14 protein-coding genes and 1 pseudogene are annotated in these 16,488 nt (G+C 68.5%); 12 read left to right on the forward strand and 3 right to left on the reverse strand.

Annotated features, from left to right (window positions below):
• Nucleotides 1-213: 213 nt before the first annotated feature.
• From AAFL97_RS17855 to AAFL97_RS24770, 7 genes and pseudogenes are all read left to right on the forward strand, one after another.
• Nucleotides 214-2,556, forward strand: a complete 2,343-nt coding sequence (locus AAFL97_RS17855; protein WP_341646051.1) for a FepA family TonB-dependent siderophore receptor — start codon at nt 214-216, stop codon at nt 2,554-2,556.
• Nucleotides 2,526-3,473 (forward strand): alpha/beta hydrolase, encoded by a 948-nt coding sequence (locus tag AAFL97_RS17860; RefSeq protein ID WP_341646052.1) that lies wholly within the window; start codon nt 2,526-2,528, stop codon nt 3,471-3,473. The genes AAFL97_RS17855 and AAFL97_RS17860 overlap by 31 nt, the downstream gene beginning before the upstream one ends.
• Nucleotides 3,470-4,528, forward strand: coding sequence for a class I SAM-dependent methyltransferase (locus AAFL97_RS17865; protein ID WP_341646053.1), 1,059 nt, complete (start codon nt 3,470-3,472; stop codon nt 4,526-4,528). Before AAFL97_RS17860 ends, AAFL97_RS17865 begins: the two co-directional genes overlap by 4 nt.
• Nucleotides 4,510-4,959 (forward strand): hypothetical protein, encoded by a 450-nt coding sequence (locus AAFL97_RS17870; RefSeq protein ID WP_341646054.1) that lies wholly within the window; start codon nt 4,510-4,512, stop codon nt 4,957-4,959. Before AAFL97_RS17865 ends, AAFL97_RS17870 begins: the two co-directional genes overlap by 19 nt.
• 61 nt (nt 4,960-5,020) lie before the next feature.
• The gene (locus tag AAFL97_RS17875) at nt 5,021-5,338 is read left to right on the forward strand and encodes a hypothetical protein (protein WP_341646055.1); all 318 of its coding nucleotides are present in this window, start codon (nt 5,021-5,023) and stop codon (nt 5,336-5,338) included.
• A 32-nt stretch (nt 5,339-5,370) separates the two neighbouring features.
• Nucleotides 5,371-6,756: pseudogene (locus AAFL97_RS24765) on the forward strand (PepSY-associated TM helix domain-containing protein); the annotation flags it as partial.
• A gap of 604 nt (nt 6,757-7,360) precedes the next feature.
• The gene (locus AAFL97_RS24770; RefSeq protein ID WP_445954546.1) at nt 7,361-7,702 is read left to right on the forward strand and encodes a DUF3325 domain-containing protein; all 342 of its coding nucleotides are present in this window, start codon (nt 7,361-7,363) and stop codon (nt 7,700-7,702) included.
• 102 nt (nt 7,703-7,804) lie between these two features.
• Here AAFL97_RS24770 and AAFL97_RS17885 read toward each other — a convergent pair whose 3' ends face one another.
• Both AAFL97_RS17885 and AAFL97_RS17890 read right to left on the reverse strand, forming a co-directional pair.
• Complete coding sequence (locus tag AAFL97_RS17885) at nt 7,805-9,241, reverse strand: aldehyde dehydrogenase family protein (RefSeq protein WP_341646057.1); 1,437 nt, start codon at nt 9,239-9,241, stop codon at nt 7,805-7,807.
• The gene (locus tag AAFL97_RS17890) at nt 9,151-9,894 is read right to left on the reverse strand and encodes a hypothetical protein (RefSeq protein ID WP_341646058.1); all 744 of its coding nucleotides are present in this window, start codon (nt 9,892-9,894) and stop codon (nt 9,151-9,153) included. Before AAFL97_RS17890 ends, AAFL97_RS17885 begins: the two co-directional genes overlap by 91 nt.
• Nucleotides 9,895-10,057: 163 nt before the next feature.
• On the opposite strand from AAFL97_RS17890, the gene AAFL97_RS17895 reads away from it, so the two are divergent.
• The 3 genes from AAFL97_RS17895 to AAFL97_RS17905 are packed head-to-tail and all read left to right on the forward strand — an operon-like array spanning nt 10,058 to nt 12,659.
• Nucleotides 10,058-11,608 (forward strand): PAS domain-containing hybrid sensor histidine kinase/response regulator, encoded by a 1,551-nt coding sequence (locus AAFL97_RS17895; protein ID WP_341646059.1) that lies wholly within the window; start codon nt 10,058-10,060, stop codon nt 11,606-11,608.
• Nucleotides 11,605-12,498: a response regulator gene (locus AAFL97_RS17900; RefSeq protein WP_341646060.1), complete on the forward strand. Its 894-nt coding sequence runs from the start codon at nt 11,605-11,607 to the stop codon at nt 12,496-12,498. The genes AAFL97_RS17895 and AAFL97_RS17900 overlap by 4 nt, the downstream gene beginning before the upstream one ends.
• Complete coding sequence (locus AAFL97_RS17905; RefSeq protein ID WP_341647195.1) at nt 12,432-12,659, forward strand: HD-GYP domain-containing protein; 228 nt, start codon at nt 12,432-12,434, stop codon at nt 12,657-12,659. Before AAFL97_RS17900 ends, AAFL97_RS17905 begins: the two co-directional genes overlap by 67 nt.
• A gap of 207 nt (nt 12,660-12,866) precedes the next feature.
• On the opposite strand, the gene AAFL97_RS17910 is transcribed toward AAFL97_RS17905, so the two are convergent.
• Nucleotides 12,867-13,784, reverse strand: coding sequence for a LysR family transcriptional regulator (locus tag AAFL97_RS17910; protein WP_341646061.1), 918 nt, complete (start codon nt 13,782-13,784; stop codon nt 12,867-12,869).
• Between the two features lie 148 nt (nt 13,785-13,932).
• Here AAFL97_RS17910 and mdcA point away from each other — a divergent pair, with 148 nt between their 5' ends.
• Nucleotides 13,933-15,594 carry a malonate decarboxylase subunit alpha gene (gene mdcA / locus AAFL97_RS17915; protein ID WP_341646062.1) on the forward strand — a complete coding sequence of 554 codons (1,662 nt, stop codon included), beginning with the start codon at nt 13,933-13,935 and terminating at the stop codon, nt 15,592-15,594.
• Nucleotides 15,594-16,487: a triphosphoribosyl-dephospho-CoA synthase gene (locus tag AAFL97_RS17920; protein WP_341646063.1), complete on the forward strand. Its 894-nt coding sequence runs from the start codon at nt 15,594-15,596 to the stop codon at nt 16,485-16,487. The genes mdcA and AAFL97_RS17920 overlap by 1 nt, the downstream gene beginning before the upstream one ends.
• Nucleotide 16,488: the final 1 nt, after the last annotated feature.

Consider the following 16,488-nt stretch of genomic DNA (forward strand, 5'->3'; position numbering starts at 1 on the left):
AGCGGGCATGGAAAGCGCCTGGCCGGGTTGCCTCGTCCCTGCAGGAATGTCAAGCCAGCCTGACACAGTTTTGACGCATTTAGACAAAATATGAAAATAATGAATGGATATGATTCTCATTATTTTGTTTATCCATCAGCGCGATTCCGGCTGCAGCCATGCAAGCAGAATCGGTGTCCGGCACTTTCTTCAATCCTGCCTCGCGAGAATACGATGCGCCGCTCCTCTCCCAGTCCCTTCACCACGTTTCGTCTCAAGCCGCTGGTCGCGGCCATCGGCCTCGTCTGCCTTCCCACGCACGGTGCATTCGCCCAGCAGACGGGAGCAGCCGACGCCACGCTCGCCGAAGTCCAGGTGCTCGGCACCGCCGAGGAAACGCTGAAGCAGGCGCCGGGGGTATCCGTCATCACCGCCGAGGACATCGAGAAGCGTCCGCCGGCCAACGACCTGTCCGACATCATCCGCCGCATGCCGGGCGTCAATCTCACCGGCAACGCCGCCAGCGGCGCACGGGGCAACAACCGCCAGATCGACCTGCGCGGCATGGGGCCGGAAAACACCCTGATCCTGATCGACGGCAAGCCGGTCACGTCGCGCAACTCGGTGCGCTACAGCCGCAACGGCGAACGTGACACGCGCGGCGACAGCAACTGGGTGCCGGCCGAGGAAGTCGAGAGCATCGAAGTCATCCGCGGCCCGGCGGCAGCGCGCTACGGCAGCGGCGCGGCCGGCGGCGTGGTCAACATCATCACCAAGGGCATTCCGGAAAAGCTGCGCGGTTCGGTGTCGCTGTACACCAACCAGCCGGAGGATTCCGACGAAGGCGATACCCGGCGCATCAACTTCAACGCCAGCGGCCCGATCAACGACCAGTTCGGTTTCCGCGTCCATGGCAACTACAACAAGACCGATGCCGATGCGCCCGACATCAACCTCGACGAGACCGTCGGCAGCACTGCCGCCGGCCGCGAAGGGGTGAGGAACAAGGACATCAAGACCACGCTGCGCTGGAAGCCGGTGCAGGGCCAGATGATCGACTTCGACTACGGCTATTCCCGCCAGGGCAACATCTACGCCGGCGACACCAACCTCGGCTCGAGCGCCACCGACCCGGGCCAGGCCACCGGCACCAACCCGGCGACCTTCCTCGGCAAGGAAACCAACACCATGACCCGCCGCACCTATGCGATCACGCACAAGGGCGACTGGGTTTTCGGCAAGTCCAGCGGCTACATCCAGTACGAGAACACGCGCAACAGCCGTCTCGGCGAAGGCTCGGCGGGCGGCGGCGAAGGCAACATCAACACCGACCAGAAATTCACCAGCGAACTCGACAACCTCACCCTCAACGGCCAGGTGGACGTGCCCTTCAAGCTCGGCGTCAACCACGTGCTGACCGCCGGCGCCGAATGGAGCCGCTCGACGCTGGACGATCCGCGCTCGGTGCAGAACGCAGTCTCCGGCGGCATCAACTGGCCCGGCGTCCTTCCCGCCGACCAGCGCGACACCGAATCCAAGGCCACGCTGACCTCGGTCTTCGTCGAGGACAACATCGAGCTCACACAGGACGTCATCCTGACCCCCGGCCTGCGCTTCGACCACCACAGCGAGTTCGGCAACAACTGGAGCCCCTCCCTGAATGCGTCGTGGATGATGACCCCGGAGTTCACCCTGAAGGGCGGTATCGCCCGCGCCTTCAAGGCGCCCAACCTGTACCAGATCAACCCCAACTATCTGTACAACACGATGGGCAACGGCTGCCCGGTAGGCATGACCGGTCCGTGCTACGTACTGGGCAACCCCGATCTCGATCCGGAGGTCAGCGTCAACAAGGAAATCGGCATCAACTACACCGCCAACGGCTGGAACGCGGGCCTGACCTATTTCCACAACAAGTACAAGAACAAGATCACCTCCGGCGAGATCAACTACAACACCGGCGGGCTCGTCACCGGCTCGGTGCTGAAGTGGGAAAACGCCACCGACGCCACCATCGCCGGTGTCGAAGGCAACCTGCTGATCCCGGTCGCGCACAACATCAACTGGATCAACAACTTCACCTACATGGACAAGCACCACGACAAGAACGGCCAGCCGCTGTCCATCATTCCGAAATACACCGTCAATACGACGATGGACTGGCAGGCTACCGACAAGCTTTCCTTCGTCGTCACCGGCACCTTCTACGGCAAGCAGAAGCCCCGCACCACCAACATCAGCACGGGGGGAAGTCACCGGCAATTCGCTGAACGAGCGCGAAGCCTACAGCCTGTGGGGCATCAGCGCCGGCTACGCCTTCAGCAAGACCCTGAAGGGCCGCGTCGGCATCAGCAACCTGTTCGACAAGCGCCTGTACCGCGAAGGCAACGGCAGTTCCGCCGGCGCGAACACCTACAACGAGCCCGGCCGCGCCTATTACGCAACGCTGACGGCCTCGTTCTGAACCGGCAGCCGCAGCGCCCGCGGCGTTGCGCTGTCCCGCGTCCGGCGGAAGCCGGGCGCTTTTCGATTTTCGGCAACCACGCATGCATGCGACGCGCTTCGTCCTCGTCCTGATCTCCACCGTCCTGGCCCTGTGCGGCGGCACGGCCATCGCCCAGCCCAGCCTCGAACGCGGCCCCGGGCCGGACATCACGGAGCGGGGTTCGGTCCATTACCGCTTCGAGACCCTGATGCTGGACGCACCCGGCAGCGAGCGCCGCTACCGCATCCAGATCGCGCAGCCGCGACTGGCGCCGCCGGCAGCAGGCTATCCGGCCATTTTCCTGCTCGACGGCAATGCTGCGATCGAGGCGCTCGACGACGAGCTGCTGGGCGAACTGGCCGCGGCCAATCCGCCGGTGATCGTCGCCATCGGCTACGACACGCCGCTGCGTTTCGACGTCGTCGCCCGTGCCTACGACTACACGCCGCCGCTGCCCGGCGGCGGGCCGCAGACCGACCCGCTCGATCCCACGCGGACGAACGGCGGCGCTGTGCGCTTTCTCGATTTCATCCAGACCCGGGTCAAACCCGAGCTCGCCGCGCGCGTCCCGCTCGACGCCGAGCGCCAGGGGGTGTGGGGGCACTCCTACGGCGGCCTGTTCGTGCTCCACACCCTGCTGACGCAGCCCGCCGCATTCAGCCACTATGCTGCCGCCAGCCCCGCACTGTGGTGGCGCGACGGCCACCTGCTGACACTCGAGGAAGCGTTCGGCCGCAGCTTCGCCGGCCATCACGCCCACCTGCTGGTACTGCGCGGCGGCGCCGAAGGCCGCCGCACGCGTCCTGCCCCTTCCGCGGCACGCCTGGCCGAGCGCGAGCGCGCAACGGCCGCCGTGCCCGCCGACGCCGTGCCAGCCCTCGTCTCCCGTCTGGACAACGTGACCGGGCTCGACGCGCAATACCGCGAACTGCCGGACCTGGAGCACGGCCCCATGCTGCCGGCGTCGCTCGGCCACGCGCTGCGCTGGATGGCGGGGGCAGAACGATGAAACCCGCCTGGAGCGACGGCTATCATGCCGATCTCGCCTATCCGGCATTCTTCCATCGCGAGCTGACGCCGGCCTGGCTGCACGCTGTCCTCACCGCGCTGGGCCATCGCGCACCGGATCCCGCCGCGCCCTACGCCTGGTGCGAACTGGGCTGTGGTCCCGGCCTGACGACGCTGCTGTCGGCCGCGGCCAATCCCGGCGGGACCTTCCACGGCGTGGACTTCGACCCGGCCGCGATCGCGCACGCCCGCGGGCTGGCCGCGCAGGCTGAACTGGGCAACGTCCGTTTCCTTCAGCACAGCTTCGCCGAGCTCGCCGAAGCCGAGGACAGCGCGCTGCCGCCGCTGGACCTCATCGTCATGCACGGCGTGCTGTCGTGGATCTCGCCCGACAACCGGCGCGCGGTGATGCGCATCGTCGAACGCTGGCTCAAGCCCGGCGGCATCGCCTGCCTGGGCTACATGACCCAGCCAGGCAGCGCGCCGATGATGGCGATGCAGCGCATCCTGCGGCGCAGCGCGGAAATCACCGGCGCCACGACAGGCCTGGCCTCGGGGCTGGCATTGATGCGCAAGCTGCGCGACGGCGGCGCCGGCCAGTTCGCCGTGGTGCCGGAGCTGGGTGCGCAGCTCGACCAGGTCATGATGCATCCACCTGGCCATCTGGCCCACGAATTTCTGGGCGGCCACTGGGAACCGCTGCACGTGGCCGACATGCTGGCCGCGGCGGAGCAGGCGGGCTGCAGCTTCATCGGCAGCGCCACCCCGCTGGAGAACATCGACGCGGTCTCGCTGCCCGGCGGCACGCAGGCGACGATCGGCGCCCTGAGCGATACGGCGCTGCGCGAAACGGCCAAGGACATCGCCCGCAACCAGACCCTGCGCCGCGACATCTACCAGCGCGAACCGAGGCCGCTCACCCGGCCGAACATCGCCAGGCGCTGCAGACACAGCAATTCGCCGCCCTGCCGGGCGCGCCCGCCGGCGGCAAATTGCGCTTCGATACCCGCATCGGCCCGGTCGACGGACCCGCGCCAATGTTTTCGCCCTTGCTGAAGGCCCTGTCCAGCGGCCGGCCAACCTCCTTCGGCAGCCTGCTGGCCCTGCCCGCCTATGCCGGCCACGGCGGCATGCTCAACCAGGCCTGCCAGATGCTGCTGTGGGCGGGACACCTCCACCCCTGCCTGCCGGCGACGGCTGCGGCGCCGGCTCAGGCGCTCAACCGTGCATTGTGGCGCGCCGCCGCCGCTGGCCACGACTACGGCTGGCTGGCCGCGCCCGCCCTCGGCTCCGGCCTGCCGGCGGCACGGCCTGCCATGCTGGCCGCGCACGCGCTCGATCTCGACCCTTCGCTGCGCGGCGAAGCGCTGCTGGCCGCGGTCCGTGCCCTCGACCCCGAAGCCGCGGACGCAGGCCACCTCGCCGCCTTCGAACGCGAATCGCTGCCCGCATGGCAGCGGCTGGGCGTGCTGGCCAACTCGAGCTGACACACATCCCCGCCCCGGCGCCTCGCCATACACCCATATCGACCAGACAGAGAAAACAACAATGAAATCCGACACGCCCTATTCCACGTGTTTCGCCGACCACCGGCCCGGCCTCAACATCACCCTGCGCTCGATCATGGCCGTCTTCGGCGGCTACGGCGTCGCCGCGCTGGCTGCCGCCGCATTCGCGGTCGGCCTGCCGCTGCCGCGCACCGACTCGGTGATGGCCGCCATCATGCTCGCCTTCCTGGTCTACACCCTGGCGGTGATCTGGGTCTTCGCCGCCGCCACGCTGCTGCGCTCGGCCGCCGGCCTGGCGATCGGCGCAGGCGCCTTCGCCGCCTGGCAATGGCTGGCCGCGCCCGGAGGTGCAGCATGAGATTCGACAAGCCACGCACCCTCCGCCAGTCCATGTCCTGGGTGCACACCTGGGCTGGGCTGCTGCTCGGCTGGCTGCTGTTCGCGGTATTCGTGACCGGCACCCTGTCCTTCTTCCGCAACGAGATCACGCTGTGGATGCAGCCCGAGCTGCACCGCGCCCATGACGACGGCCATGCCGCCGCCAATGCCTTGCGCACCCTGGAGCGCGTCGGCAGCGGCGCCCAGCAATGGACGATTTCGCTGCCCAGCCCCCGCAGCAACGTGGTCAACCTGAGCTGGCGCGAAGCCCAGCCTGCGCAGGCGCAAGGCGCCCAAGGCCGTGGCGCCGACGCGCGCAGCGAAAACGCCCAGGGCAGCGGCGCACGTGCGGACGGCCGGCCCCCGGCCATGCGCGCTGCGGCGGAAACCGGCCCCGGCGCCGCACGCGCACAGGGCGAACGAAGTGGCCCGCGCGCCGCCGACGGCAGCCGCCGTACGGGTCGCGGCGCAGACGGAGCAGCGGATGAGGATGGCGGAGGCGAGGCGCCTGCGGCACCGGCAGCCCGGCCCGCTGCCAATACGCAAACCCCCGCTCCACAAGCCGCTGCAGCGCAAGCCGGTGGCGGCGGCGGACGCCAGCAGCCCGGCCTGCACCGCGCGATCATGGACCCTGCCACCGGCGAGTTGATCGAGGCCCGCCAGACCGCCGGCGGCAACTTCCTCTACCGCTTCCATTTCGAGCTCTACGGCATGGATCGGGTCTGGGGGCGCTGGATCGTCGGCATCGCCACGATGGCGATGTTCGTGGCGCTGATCACCGGCGTCATCGTCCATCGCCAGATCTTCCGCGACTTCTTCACCTTCCGCCCGGCCAAGGGCAAGCGTTCCTGGCTGGATGCACACAACGCCAGCGGCGTGCTGTCGCTGCCCTTCCACCTCGTCATCACCTTTTCCGGCCTGGTGTTGCTGGGCTCGATGCTGATGCCCTCGGCCGTGTCGTCCGCCTATCCCGAGGACAGTGCCGCCTACGGCCGCGAACTGCGCGGCATGGGCAACGCCGCTCCGGCTCCCCGCGCCACCGGCCAGGCGGCGCCGCTCACAGCGATCGCCCCGCTGCTGGCCGAAGGTCAGCGGCGCTGGCCGGAGGCCGGCGTCGGCAGCATCTCCATCACCCACCCCGGCGATGCCGGCGCCATCATCGAGCTGCGCCAGGCGCGCGGCGACGGCCTCGCCAACCGCGGCGCCACCGAGCGCCTGCTGTTCAACGGCGTCAGCGGCGAACTGCTCGATGCACCGCCGGTGACCGAGCCTTCCGCCGTGCGGGCGATCCAGAACGTGCTCAGCGCCGTCCACCTGGGCCGCTTCGCCTCGCCGCTGCCGCGCTGGCTGCTGTTCCTGTCGGGTGTGCTCGGTTCGCTGATGGTCGCCAGCGGCCTGGTGCTGTGGGTCGTGTCGCGCGCCAAGGACGCGCCTTCGGCCGAGACCTCGGTTGCCTCCTCAGTTGCCGCCATTCCGCGCGGCCACCGCCTGGTGCAGGTGCTCAACATTGCCGCCGTCGCCGGACTGATGATCGCCATCGCCGCCTACTTCTGGGCCAACCGCCTGGTTCCGGTCGAACAGGCCGAGCGCAACCTGTGGGAAATCCGCACGTTCTTCAGCGTCTGGGGACTGACGCTGATCCACGCCCTGCTGCGCCGCCACAAGCGAGCCTGGATCGAGCAACTCGTTGCCGCCGGCGCACTGTTCGCCGCCCTGCCCCTGCTCAACGCCCTCAGCGGCGGCATGCACCTGGGCTACAGCCTGGCGAACGGCCAGTGGCAGGTGGCCGGCTTCGACCTCACGGCGCTCGCCTGCGGCCTGCTGCTGTTCTTCGCCGCCCGCGGCGTGATCCGCCACGTGCCGCGCGCACGCCCGAACAAGGCGCGCCCGGCAAAACCCCTGCGCCCGCCGCAACCACGACGGATGCCGCCACACCCGGCGCCCTTCCTTCCACCCCTGCTGCAGCTCCGGCGCTGCGCACCGCGGAGCATGCCGGATGAACATGCCGACTCTCGACCTTCTCTCCTTCGCGCTGGCTTTCGCCGCCTTCAGCGCCATCGCCCTGGGCACCGAACGACACGCCAAACAGGTTTTCGGTCGGCAGCCCGCATCGACGGTGCGCCACACGCTGACCACCGCTGGCTGGGTGCTGCTGCTGGCATCGATCGTCCCTGCGCTCGCCGCGCGCGGCCCTTCCATCGGCAGCCTGGCCTGGCTGGGCTATCTATCGGCGGCCAGCGTCACCATCGGCCTGATGCTGAGCTACCGGCCGCGCCCCCTGCGCTTCGCCGCACCGGCACTGCTGGGGCTGGCAGTGCTGGCATGGGGCGTGGCCGGGCGCTGACGGCGCCCATGGCCGCGCGGGGCTTGCCGACGGCAAGTCCGCCTGCTTCGATCCGGGGCACGGGGCCCCGCAGGGCCACCTGCCGAACCGCGACGGCCGCGCTCAGCGTGAAGTCATGCGAATCCTGATGTCGGTGTAAGCAGCCAGCCCCTCGGCGCCGTGCTCGACGCCCAGTCCTGACAGCTTGTGGCCGCCGAACGGAAAATCGACGCCGTGGACATAGACCTCGTTGATCCACACGGTGCCGGCCTCCAGGCGCCCGGCGAGCATGCGCGCGAATGCCCGATCGCGCCCCCAGACCGAGGCGCCGAGGCCGTATTCGGTATCGTTGGCACGGCGCACGACGTCGTCGAAATCATCGTAGCGCAGCACCGGCAGCACCGGCCCGAAAGCCTCCTCCCTGACCACCGGGCTGTCGTCGGACGGGTTGTCGACGATCGTGACCGGGACGAAATAGCCGGGGCCGCCGACAACCCGGCCGCCAAGCGCAAAGCGCTGGCCCCGGGCGGCGCAGTCGGCCAGCAGGTCGAGCACCTTCGCGTACTGCCGCGCATTCTGCAGCGGCCCGAGCTGGCTGGCCGGATCCATGCCATCGCCCATATGGACGCCGCGGGCGTAGGCAAGCAGCCTGTCGAACAGGCGCGGGTAGATGTCGTCATGCACGTAAAGCCGCTTGATGCCGACGCACCATTGCCCGGAATTGCCGAAAGCCCCCCAGAACAGGCTGGGGACGATGGCGTCGAGGTCGGCGTCGGGCAGCACGATGGCCGGGTCGTTGCCGCCCAGTTCCAGCGTCAGGCGCTTGAGCCCGGCGGCGGCACCGGCCATGACACGGCGGCCGGTGGCCACCGAGCCGGTGAAGCTGATCTTGGCGATGCCCGGGTGATCGACCATCCAGCGGCCCAGTTCGTCGTCGCCAGTGAGCACCGTCAACACGCCCGGCGGCAGCACGTCCGCCGCCAGCTCAGCCAGCCTCAGCGCAGTCAGCGGCGTGTAGGGCGAGGGTTTGAGAATGGCCGTGTTGCCGGTGATCAGGGCCGGCGCCAGCTTCCACAGCGCGAGGCAGAGCGGAAAATTCCACGGCACGATGAGGCCCGCCACGCCGAGCGGAACATGGGACTTCTCGACCAGATGGCGCGGCGTGTCTTCCAGCACTTCGTCCACCAGACGCCGCCTGGCGACGTCGCGCAGCCAGCCGATGGCGTAATCGACTTCGGCGGCCGCGGCTGAATGGCGTGGCTTGCCCTGTTCCAGCGTCAGCAGGTCGGCGAGCTCGTCGCGCGCCTGCGCCATGCGTTCGGCCAGGCCATCCAGCCGCGCCTGGCGTTCGTCCCAAGACAGGGCGCGCCAGGCCGGCAGGGCGGATCGTGCAGCGGCGACGGCAGCGTCGAGGTGCGCCGGTTCGGCCACCGGGACACTGGCGCATGCAGCACCGGTCGCCGGGTTGATCACGGGCCGGCTCCGCATCGTGCGGACATGCTCGTCGCCCAGGCGCAGGGTGGGAAAACGATCTCCGGACAAGGCGCGGGAAACGGGCATGACATTTTTCCTTTACGGCTGAATTTCACCCTTGCATCATAGCGCTTTAGCGCCTGTACCCGCCTCTCCCGATGAGTTTGCAAAAAGGCACGAGCATGCCAGACGACTGCGCACCGGAACCGATGCAGTTGATCCTGCTCGGCCTTCCGCAGCCGCTGCGGACGGCGCTCCGCGACCTGCTCGCCGGCAAGCCCTTCCGCTTCGCCGAGGCCCTTCCAGCGGCAGGCGCGGGCGCTGCGGACGTCGTCGTGGCCGATGCCGCCTGGCTGGCCCGGCACGGCGCGCCATCGGCCGGCCTGGCCGAAGCAGCAGCCCTGATCGTGCTCGGCGCCCGCGACGGCTCGCCGCAGCCGCCTGCACGCCGTATCCTGCATGCGCCGGCCGAGGCCATGGATGTGGCCGTGCTGGTCGGTGGCATCCGTGACGACGTGTGCGGCGGGCCGGCGCCCGCCGCCGTACTCGCCTGCCCGGCCGCGAACGAAGCAGCGCGCACGCGGGAGCTGGAAGCCGCTGGCTGCAGCGCACACTTCCTGGCGGCAGATGCACTGCCGGCCCTGTCCGGCATGCCGGAGGCCGCGGTGCTGATCGTCGAGCTCGCAGCGGCGACGGATGCGCAAGGCCTCATCGATGCGGCACGCGGGGCCGCTGCCCATCGCCGACTGCCGCTGGTCTTCCTTGCACCGCCAAGCGCCTGGCCGCCGCCGCCGGAGATGGCAGGCAGCGAATTCTGGCTGGCCATGCCCGCAGTCACCGGCCAACTCACCGCCCTGCTCCGCCCGCTGGCCCGCGCCGTGCGCGCCCGTATCTGGCGCGAGGATGCTGCACCGGCGCCAGTTGGAGCTGCAGCGCCAGGAGCTCGATGCGCTGAGCAGGCGGCACAAGTTCTTTGCCGACAACGTCGAGGAAGGCGTGGTCGTGTGCGACCAGGGGATCATCGTCGACGCCAGCGACCGCTGGCTCGAGCTGTTCCACTGCCAGCGCGAGGATGCGCTCGGCCAGCCGGTGATGTCCTTCACCGCGCCGAGCGCGGTGCCGATGGCGCTGCAACTGATCGGAGCGAAGTGGGCCGAGTCCTACGAATCCGTGATGCTGCGCCATGACGGCACGACCTTCCCTGCCGTCGTGCGCGGGCGCAACCTGGAGTTCGGCGGCCGCGAGCTGCGCCTGACCACCATTCTCGACATCTCGCGGCAGAAGGAGAACGAACTCGCCGTGCAGGCGGCAAAGATCGAGGCCGAGCGCGCTAACCAGGCGAAATCCGAGTTCCTGTCGAGCATGAGCCACGAACTCCGCACGCCGATGAACGCCATCTTCGGCTTCGCCCAGATCCTCGAATTCGACAAGCGCCTGAACGAGGATCAGCACGACAGCGTGCACGAGATCCTCAAGGCGGCACGCCACCTGCTGGGCTTGATCAACGAAGTGCTCGATCTCGCCAAGATCGAGTCCGGCCGCATCGCGCTGTCCATCGAAACCGTGCATCTGGCCACCGTGGCCGACGAATGCGAGCAATTGCTGCGGCCGCTGGCCGCCGAACGGCAGATCACCCTGTGCATGCAGTGCGACCCGCCGGCCGCAGTGCGGGCAGACATGGTGAGGCTCAAGCAGGTGCTGCTCAACCTGCTGTCGAATGCCATCAAGTACAGCCACGCGCAGAGCGAGGTCCGGCTGACGGTGGAGACAACCGGAGCGCGTGTGCGCATCACGGTCGCCGATACCGGTCCCGGAATCACCGCCGACAATCTGGCCAAGCTGTTCCAGCCCTTCAACCGGCTGGACGCGGAGCATGGACCAGTCGAAGGCACCGGCATCGGCCTGGCGATCTCGCGCCGGATGATCGAGGCCATGGGCGGCAGCATCGGCGTCGACAGCACGCCCGGCCAGGGGAGCCGCTTCTGGATCGAGCTGCCGCAGGCGGATGCCGCACCGGCAGCACTTGCCATCGCCAGACGGTCCCTGCCGGCAGACTCCGGCGCCGGCGGCCCGCAGCGGCACATCCTCTACATCGACGACAACCCGGTCAACCTGAAACTGGTGACGCAGATCCTGAGCATGCTGCGCGACATCGATCTGGTCACCGCGCATGAGCCGGAGCTGGGCATCGAACTGGCGCTGGCGAGCAAGCCCGACCTGATCCTGCTCGACATCAACCTGCCGGGCATGGATGGCTACGGCGTGCTGCAGGTGCTGCAGGCCGACCTGCAGCTCCGCCATGTTCCGGTCCTCGCCGTGTCCGCCAACGCGATGCCGAAGGACATCGAACGCGGCATCGCGGCCGGATTCGCCGACTATCTGACCAAACCGCTGGACGTCGGACGCTTCCTTGCCAGCATCGACCGGCACATCACCAAGAGCGCGCCGCAATGACCCTTACCGACAATTCGCCCATCCTGATCGTCGACGACGAACCGGCCAACCTCAAGCTGCTGAACAAGCTGCTCACCGGACAGGGCTACACCGGGCTGACCTGCATCGAGGATCCACGCGAAGTGCTGCCGCTCTACAGCCGCCGGCGCCCCGACCTGATCCTGCTCGACATCAACATGCCCCACCTGGACGGCTACCAGGTCATGGAGCAGTTGCGTACGCTGAACGACCCGCTGCTGCCGCCCATCCTCATCCTGACCGCCGAACGCGGCCGCGAGCACCTGATCAGGGCGCTCGCGTCCGGCGCCCGCGACTATCTGAGCAAGCCTTTCGACCGCACCGAGCTCCTGGTGCGCGTGCGCAACCTGCTCGATGCGCGGCGCGCCCACCGCAGCACCCACGAACAGAAGGCGATCCTCGAAGAGATGGTCCGCCTGCGCACCGAGGAGGTGGTCGCCACCCGCCTGCAGATCGTCCAGCGCCTGGGGCGGGCCGCAGAGTACCGCGACAACGAAACCGGCCAGCACATCCTGCGCATGAGCCACACCTCGGCGCTCCTCGCCGGCCGGCTGGGCTGGGACCAGACCGAGGTCGAGCTGATGCTGCACGCCAGCCCGATGCACGACATCGGCAAGATCGGCATCCCCGACGCCGTGCTGCTCAAGCCCGGAAAGCTGGACGACGAGGAATGGAAGATCATGAAGCGGCATGCGGTGATCGGCGCCGAACTGCTTGTCGGCGACGATTCCAGCCTGTTCCGCATGGCAAGGAAATCGCCCTCGGCCACCACGAGAAATGGGATGGCAGCGGCTACCCCGACGGCCTGGCCGGCACCGCCATTCCGCAGTCGGCGCGAATTGCCGCGGTGGCCGATGTCTTCGACGCGCTGACCTCGGCCCGCCCCTACAAGGAAGCATGGAGCATCGAGCGCGCGGTCGCCTACATGCAGGAACAGTCGGGACGCCATTTCGATCCCGAAATCGTCGCGATCTTCCTGTCCAGCCTGGACGACATCCTGGGTATCCGCAAGCGCTACCGGGAGCCCTGCTGAAGCAAGCCTGCCTCAGCCCGGAGCCGATGTTTCTCCCCCGGTCCGGCCTTCTGCCAGTCCAGCCACATATCGGTGGCCGTGGACGGCGAGAGGCGCGCAGGGACCAGGCCCGATTCGCGCTCACCGGCCGTCGGACATCGACGGCCAATCAATGCCGGCTAGTGGCAGCGAAGTCGGAACCCTCTGTCGCGCGCGATGCGCCGACATTCAGCCCGGCGATGGCTTGCGCTTGAACATCCTGCATTCAGCCATCAGCGCCAGCAGATTGGGATCGCGCTCGCGGTTGCGGGGAAGGAGAAGGGCGATCCGCTGGGTCACGACATAGGGTTCCACGATCGGGATCAACTGGACCTGGGGATTGAAATCGGCGACGCGGCCGGGCAGCAGCGAATAGCCGACGCCACCGCTGACCAGGTTCATCAGGGAGAAGATGTCGCCGACCCGCATCGCGATGCGAGGCTTGAAACCAGCCAGCTCGAACGCCCGGCTGAAGTCGCGGTAGGTCGCAAAATCGTCGCTCAGGCTGACGAAGCTCTCGTCCTGCAGATCCCTCAGATCGATCATCCTGCACGCCGCATAGGGTGACTGAAGCGGCGCGGCGAAGAGGATTTCGTCGGTGAACATCGGCACCATGAGCAGCTCCGGATGCAGCGGCTCCTCGTCGACCGCGATCACGATCGCATCGAGCCGGCCGTCGTCGAGCTTGTGCAGCAGATCCCGGTTGGAGCCCATGGTCAGGTCGACATCGAGTTCGGAGCGGCGGGTCTTGAGCCCGATCAGCAGGCGCGGGATGGTACGCACGGTGAGCGAGTACAGCGTGCCGATCCGCAGCCGCGCCGCGCCGAAACCGGCGGCTTCGCGGGCCTTCTGGATGCCGACGGTGCATTCCACCACCGAGCGCCTCGCATGCTCGGCGAACACGTAGGCCGCCGCCAGCGGAATCAGCTTGCGGCCGTCGCGGCGGAACAGCGGACAGCGCAGCCCGTCCTCGAGCGAATGCAGGGCGCGATGCACGCTGACCGTGCTCTGGTCGAGCGCCTCGGCGACCCGCGCCATGCTGCCCAGTTCGATGAAGCTGAGAAAGACTTCCAGTTTGCGGAAAGTGATCTGCTCATCGATCTGCATGCCCTGCTCCCCCTTTGGCCGCCGGCCGCCGTGATCCTCACGCCCATCATTATTACTCATGGAGTAATAAACAGACGTTTTGCTTGATTGAAGCGCTGCAGGCGCGCGCCTATCTTGCCTCCACCAGGTCTCAACTGACGGAGGGAACATGCAAGCCAAGGCTCAACCAGACCCGCGCTGGACCCGGCGCCGGACCGAGAAGCAGCGCCGCCTCGCCCAGGTTCGGGAATTCGCCGACGGCGTCGTGCTCGGGACAAGCTCGATCGTCGAGGTGCTCGAGCGGCTGATCGGCCCGGGCGACCGGGTCGTGCTCGAAGGCAACAACCAGAAGCAGGCCGATTTTCTCGCCCGCGCGCTCGCCCGGGTGGATCCGGAGCGGGTCCACGGCATCAACCTGATCATGCCGAGCGTGAGCCTCCCGGAACATCTCGACGTCTTCGAGCGCGGCATCGCCCGCCGGCTGGACTTCGCCTACGCCGGCGGCCAGAGCCTGCGCATCTCGCAGTTCCTTCAGGACGGACTGCTCGAAGTCGGCGCGATCCACACCTACATCGAACTCTACGCCCGGCTGTTCGTGGATCTGATTCCGAACGTCGTGCTGGTCGCAGGCTACACCGCCGACCGCCAGGGCAATCTCTACACCGGCCCGAGCACCGAGGACACCCCCACCCTCGTCGAGGCCGCGGCCTTCCACGACGGCATCGTCATCGCCCAGGTCAACGAGATCGTCGATGATGCGAGCGAACTGCCCCGGGTGGACATCCCCGGCGCCTGGATCGACTTCGTCGTCCAGGCGGACAAGCCCTTCTTCATCGAACCCTTGTTCACCCGCGATCCGCGCCTGATCACGCCGATGCAGGTACTGATGGCGATGATGGCGATCCGCGGCGTGTATGAGCGCCACCAGGTACAGTCGCTCAACCACGGCATCGGCTTCAATACCGCGGCCATCGAGCTGCTCCTGCCGACCTACGGCGAACGCCTCGGCCTGAAGGGCAAGATCTGCCGCAACTGGACGCTGAACCCCCATCCGACCCTGATCCCGGCGATCGAATCGGGCTGGGTCGAAAGCGTGCACTGCTTCGGCGGCGAACTCGGCATGGAAGACTACGTCGCCGCCCGGCCCGACGTGTTCTTCACCGGCCGCGACGGCTCCATGCGCTCGAATCGCGCGCTGTGCCAGCTCGCCGGCCAGTATGCGGTGGATCTCTTCATCGGCTCGACCCTGCAGATGGACGGGCTGGGCAATTCCTCCACCGTCACCCGCGGCCGGCTCACCGGCTTCGGCGGCGCGCCCAACATGGGCCATGACCCGCACGGGCGCAGGCATCCGACGCCGGCCTGGCTCGACCTGGTCGAGGCGGACGATCCGCTCGCCCGCGGCCGCAAGCTCGTCGTGCAGATCGTCGAGACCTTCCAGGCCGGCGGCAAGCCCTGCATCGTCGAGTCGCTCGACGCGGTCGAGGTCGGCAAGGGCAGCGGCATGCCGCTGGCGCCGGTGATGATCTACGGCGACGACGTCACCCACGTGCTCACCGAGGAAGGCATCGCCTACCTGTACAAGGCGCGCTCGGTCGAGGAACGCAAGGCGATGATCGCCGCGGTTTCCGGCGTGACGCCGATCGGGCTCACCCACGACCCGCGCAGGACCGAGGTACTGCGCCGCGACGGCCTGGTGGCGCTGCCCGAAGACCTCGGCGTGCATCGGGGCGAGGCGACCCGCTCGCTGCTCGCCGCGAAAAGCGTCGCCGACCTGGTCGCCTGGTCGGGCGGCCTCTACAACCCGCCCGCCAAGTTCAGGAGCTGGTGATGGACCCGGTGCTGATTCCCCGGGGCGAAACATGCCGGCAGCACCGGCCCGGCATGGCCGAGCGCCTGGCCGACCTGGCGGTGGCCGCCCTCATCGACGAAGTCACCCTGACGCCCAAGCCGGGGCTGGTGGATATCCGCAGCCGGGGCGCGCATCGCGACCTCGACTGGGCGCTGATGTGCCATTCGGCGCGCACGCTGCGGCCGACTTTCGCCGCGCTGGCCGAAGCCGGCGCCGGTGCCGCCGCGAGCCCGGGACTGCGTGAATCCATCGGCACCATCGGCCGCGAAGGCGAGGCGGCGATGCTGGCGGCGACCGGCGGCGTGAATACGCACCGGGGCGCGATCTGGGCCCTGGGGCTGCTCGTCACCGCGGCGGCGATGGCGCCGTCGGAACGGGCACCCGCCCGCGTCGCCGCCCGCGCAGGCGCCCTCGCCCGCCTGCCCGATCGCGGTGCGCCCGGCTTCACCGGCAACAAGGGCGAACTGGCCTGCCACGCCTACGGCGTCGGCGGTGCCCGCGGACAGGCGCATGCCGGCTTTCCGCATGTCGTCCATGCCGCGCTGCCCATGCTGCGCCATGCGCGGGCCGCGGGTGCGGCGGAAAACGCCGCGCGCCTCGATGCGCTGCTCGCCGCCATGGCCGAACTCGACGACACCTGCGTGCTGTCGCGCGGCGGCCCGGCGGCACTCGCCTGCGTGCAGGCAGGCGCCCAGGCCGTGCTGGAGTCCGGCGGCGCGGGCACCTTCGCGGGCCGTGCGGCGCTGCACGCGCTGGAGCGCGAGCTGATCGCACGGAACGTTTCGCCGGGAGGCGCGGCCGATCTGCTCGCCGCGGCGCTGTTCCTCGATCGGTTCGAGACGGAAGACCCCATTCAACAGACGGAGAACTAGG

Origin of the sequence: Thauera sp. SDU_THAU2, from assembly GCF_038260575.1 — a bacterium.
Classification (GTDB): domain Bacteria; phylum Pseudomonadota; class Gammaproteobacteria; order Burkholderiales; family Rhodocyclaceae; genus Thauera.

Coding starts and splice junctions, on each gene's coding strand:
- AAFL97_RS17855 (WP_341646051.1), top strand. CDS start 214: ATGCGCCGCTCCTCTCCCAGTCCCTTCACCACGTTTCGTCTCAAGCCG.
- AAFL97_RS17860 (WP_341646052.1), top strand. CDS start 2,526: ATGCATGCGACGCGCTTCGTCCTCGTCCTGATCTCCACCGTCCTGGCC.
- AAFL97_RS17865 (WP_341646053.1), top strand. CDS start 3,470: ATGAAACCCGCCTGGAGCGACGGCTATCATGCCGATCTCGCCTATCCG.
- AAFL97_RS17870 (WP_341646054.1), top strand. CDS start 4,510: ATGTTTTCGCCCTTGCTGAAGGCCCTGTCCAGCGGCCGGCCAACCTCC.
- AAFL97_RS17875 (WP_341646055.1), top strand. CDS start 5,021: ATGAAATCCGACACGCCCTATTCCACGTGTTTCGCCGACCACCGGCCC.
- AAFL97_RS24770 (WP_445954546.1), top strand. CDS start 7,361: ATGCCGACTCTCGACCTTCTCTCCTTCGCGCTGGCTTTCGCCGCCTTC.
- AAFL97_RS17885 (WP_341646057.1), bottom strand. CDS start 9,241: ATGCCCGTTTCCCGCGCCTTGTCCGGAGATCGTTTTCCCACCCTGCGC.
- AAFL97_RS17890 (WP_341646058.1), bottom strand. CDS start 9,894: ATGGGCAGCGGCCCCGCGTGCCGCATCGATGAGGCCTTGCGCATCCGT.
- AAFL97_RS17895 (WP_341646059.1), top strand. CDS start 10,058: ATGCTGCACCGGCGCCAGTTGGAGCTGCAGCGCCAGGAGCTCGATGCG.
- AAFL97_RS17900 (WP_341646060.1), top strand. CDS start 11,605: ATGACCCTTACCGACAATTCGCCCATCCTGATCGTCGACGACGAACCG.
- AAFL97_RS17910 (WP_341646061.1), bottom strand. CDS start 13,784: ATGCAGATCGATGAGCAGATCACTTTCCGCAAACTGGAAGTCTTTCTC.
- mdcA (WP_341646062.1), top strand. CDS start 13,933: ATGCAAGCCAAGGCTCAACCAGACCCGCGCTGGACCCGGCGCCGGACC.
- AAFL97_RS17920 (WP_341646063.1), top strand. CDS start 15,594: ATGGACCCGGTGCTGATTCCCCGGGGCGAAACATGCCGGCAGCACCGG.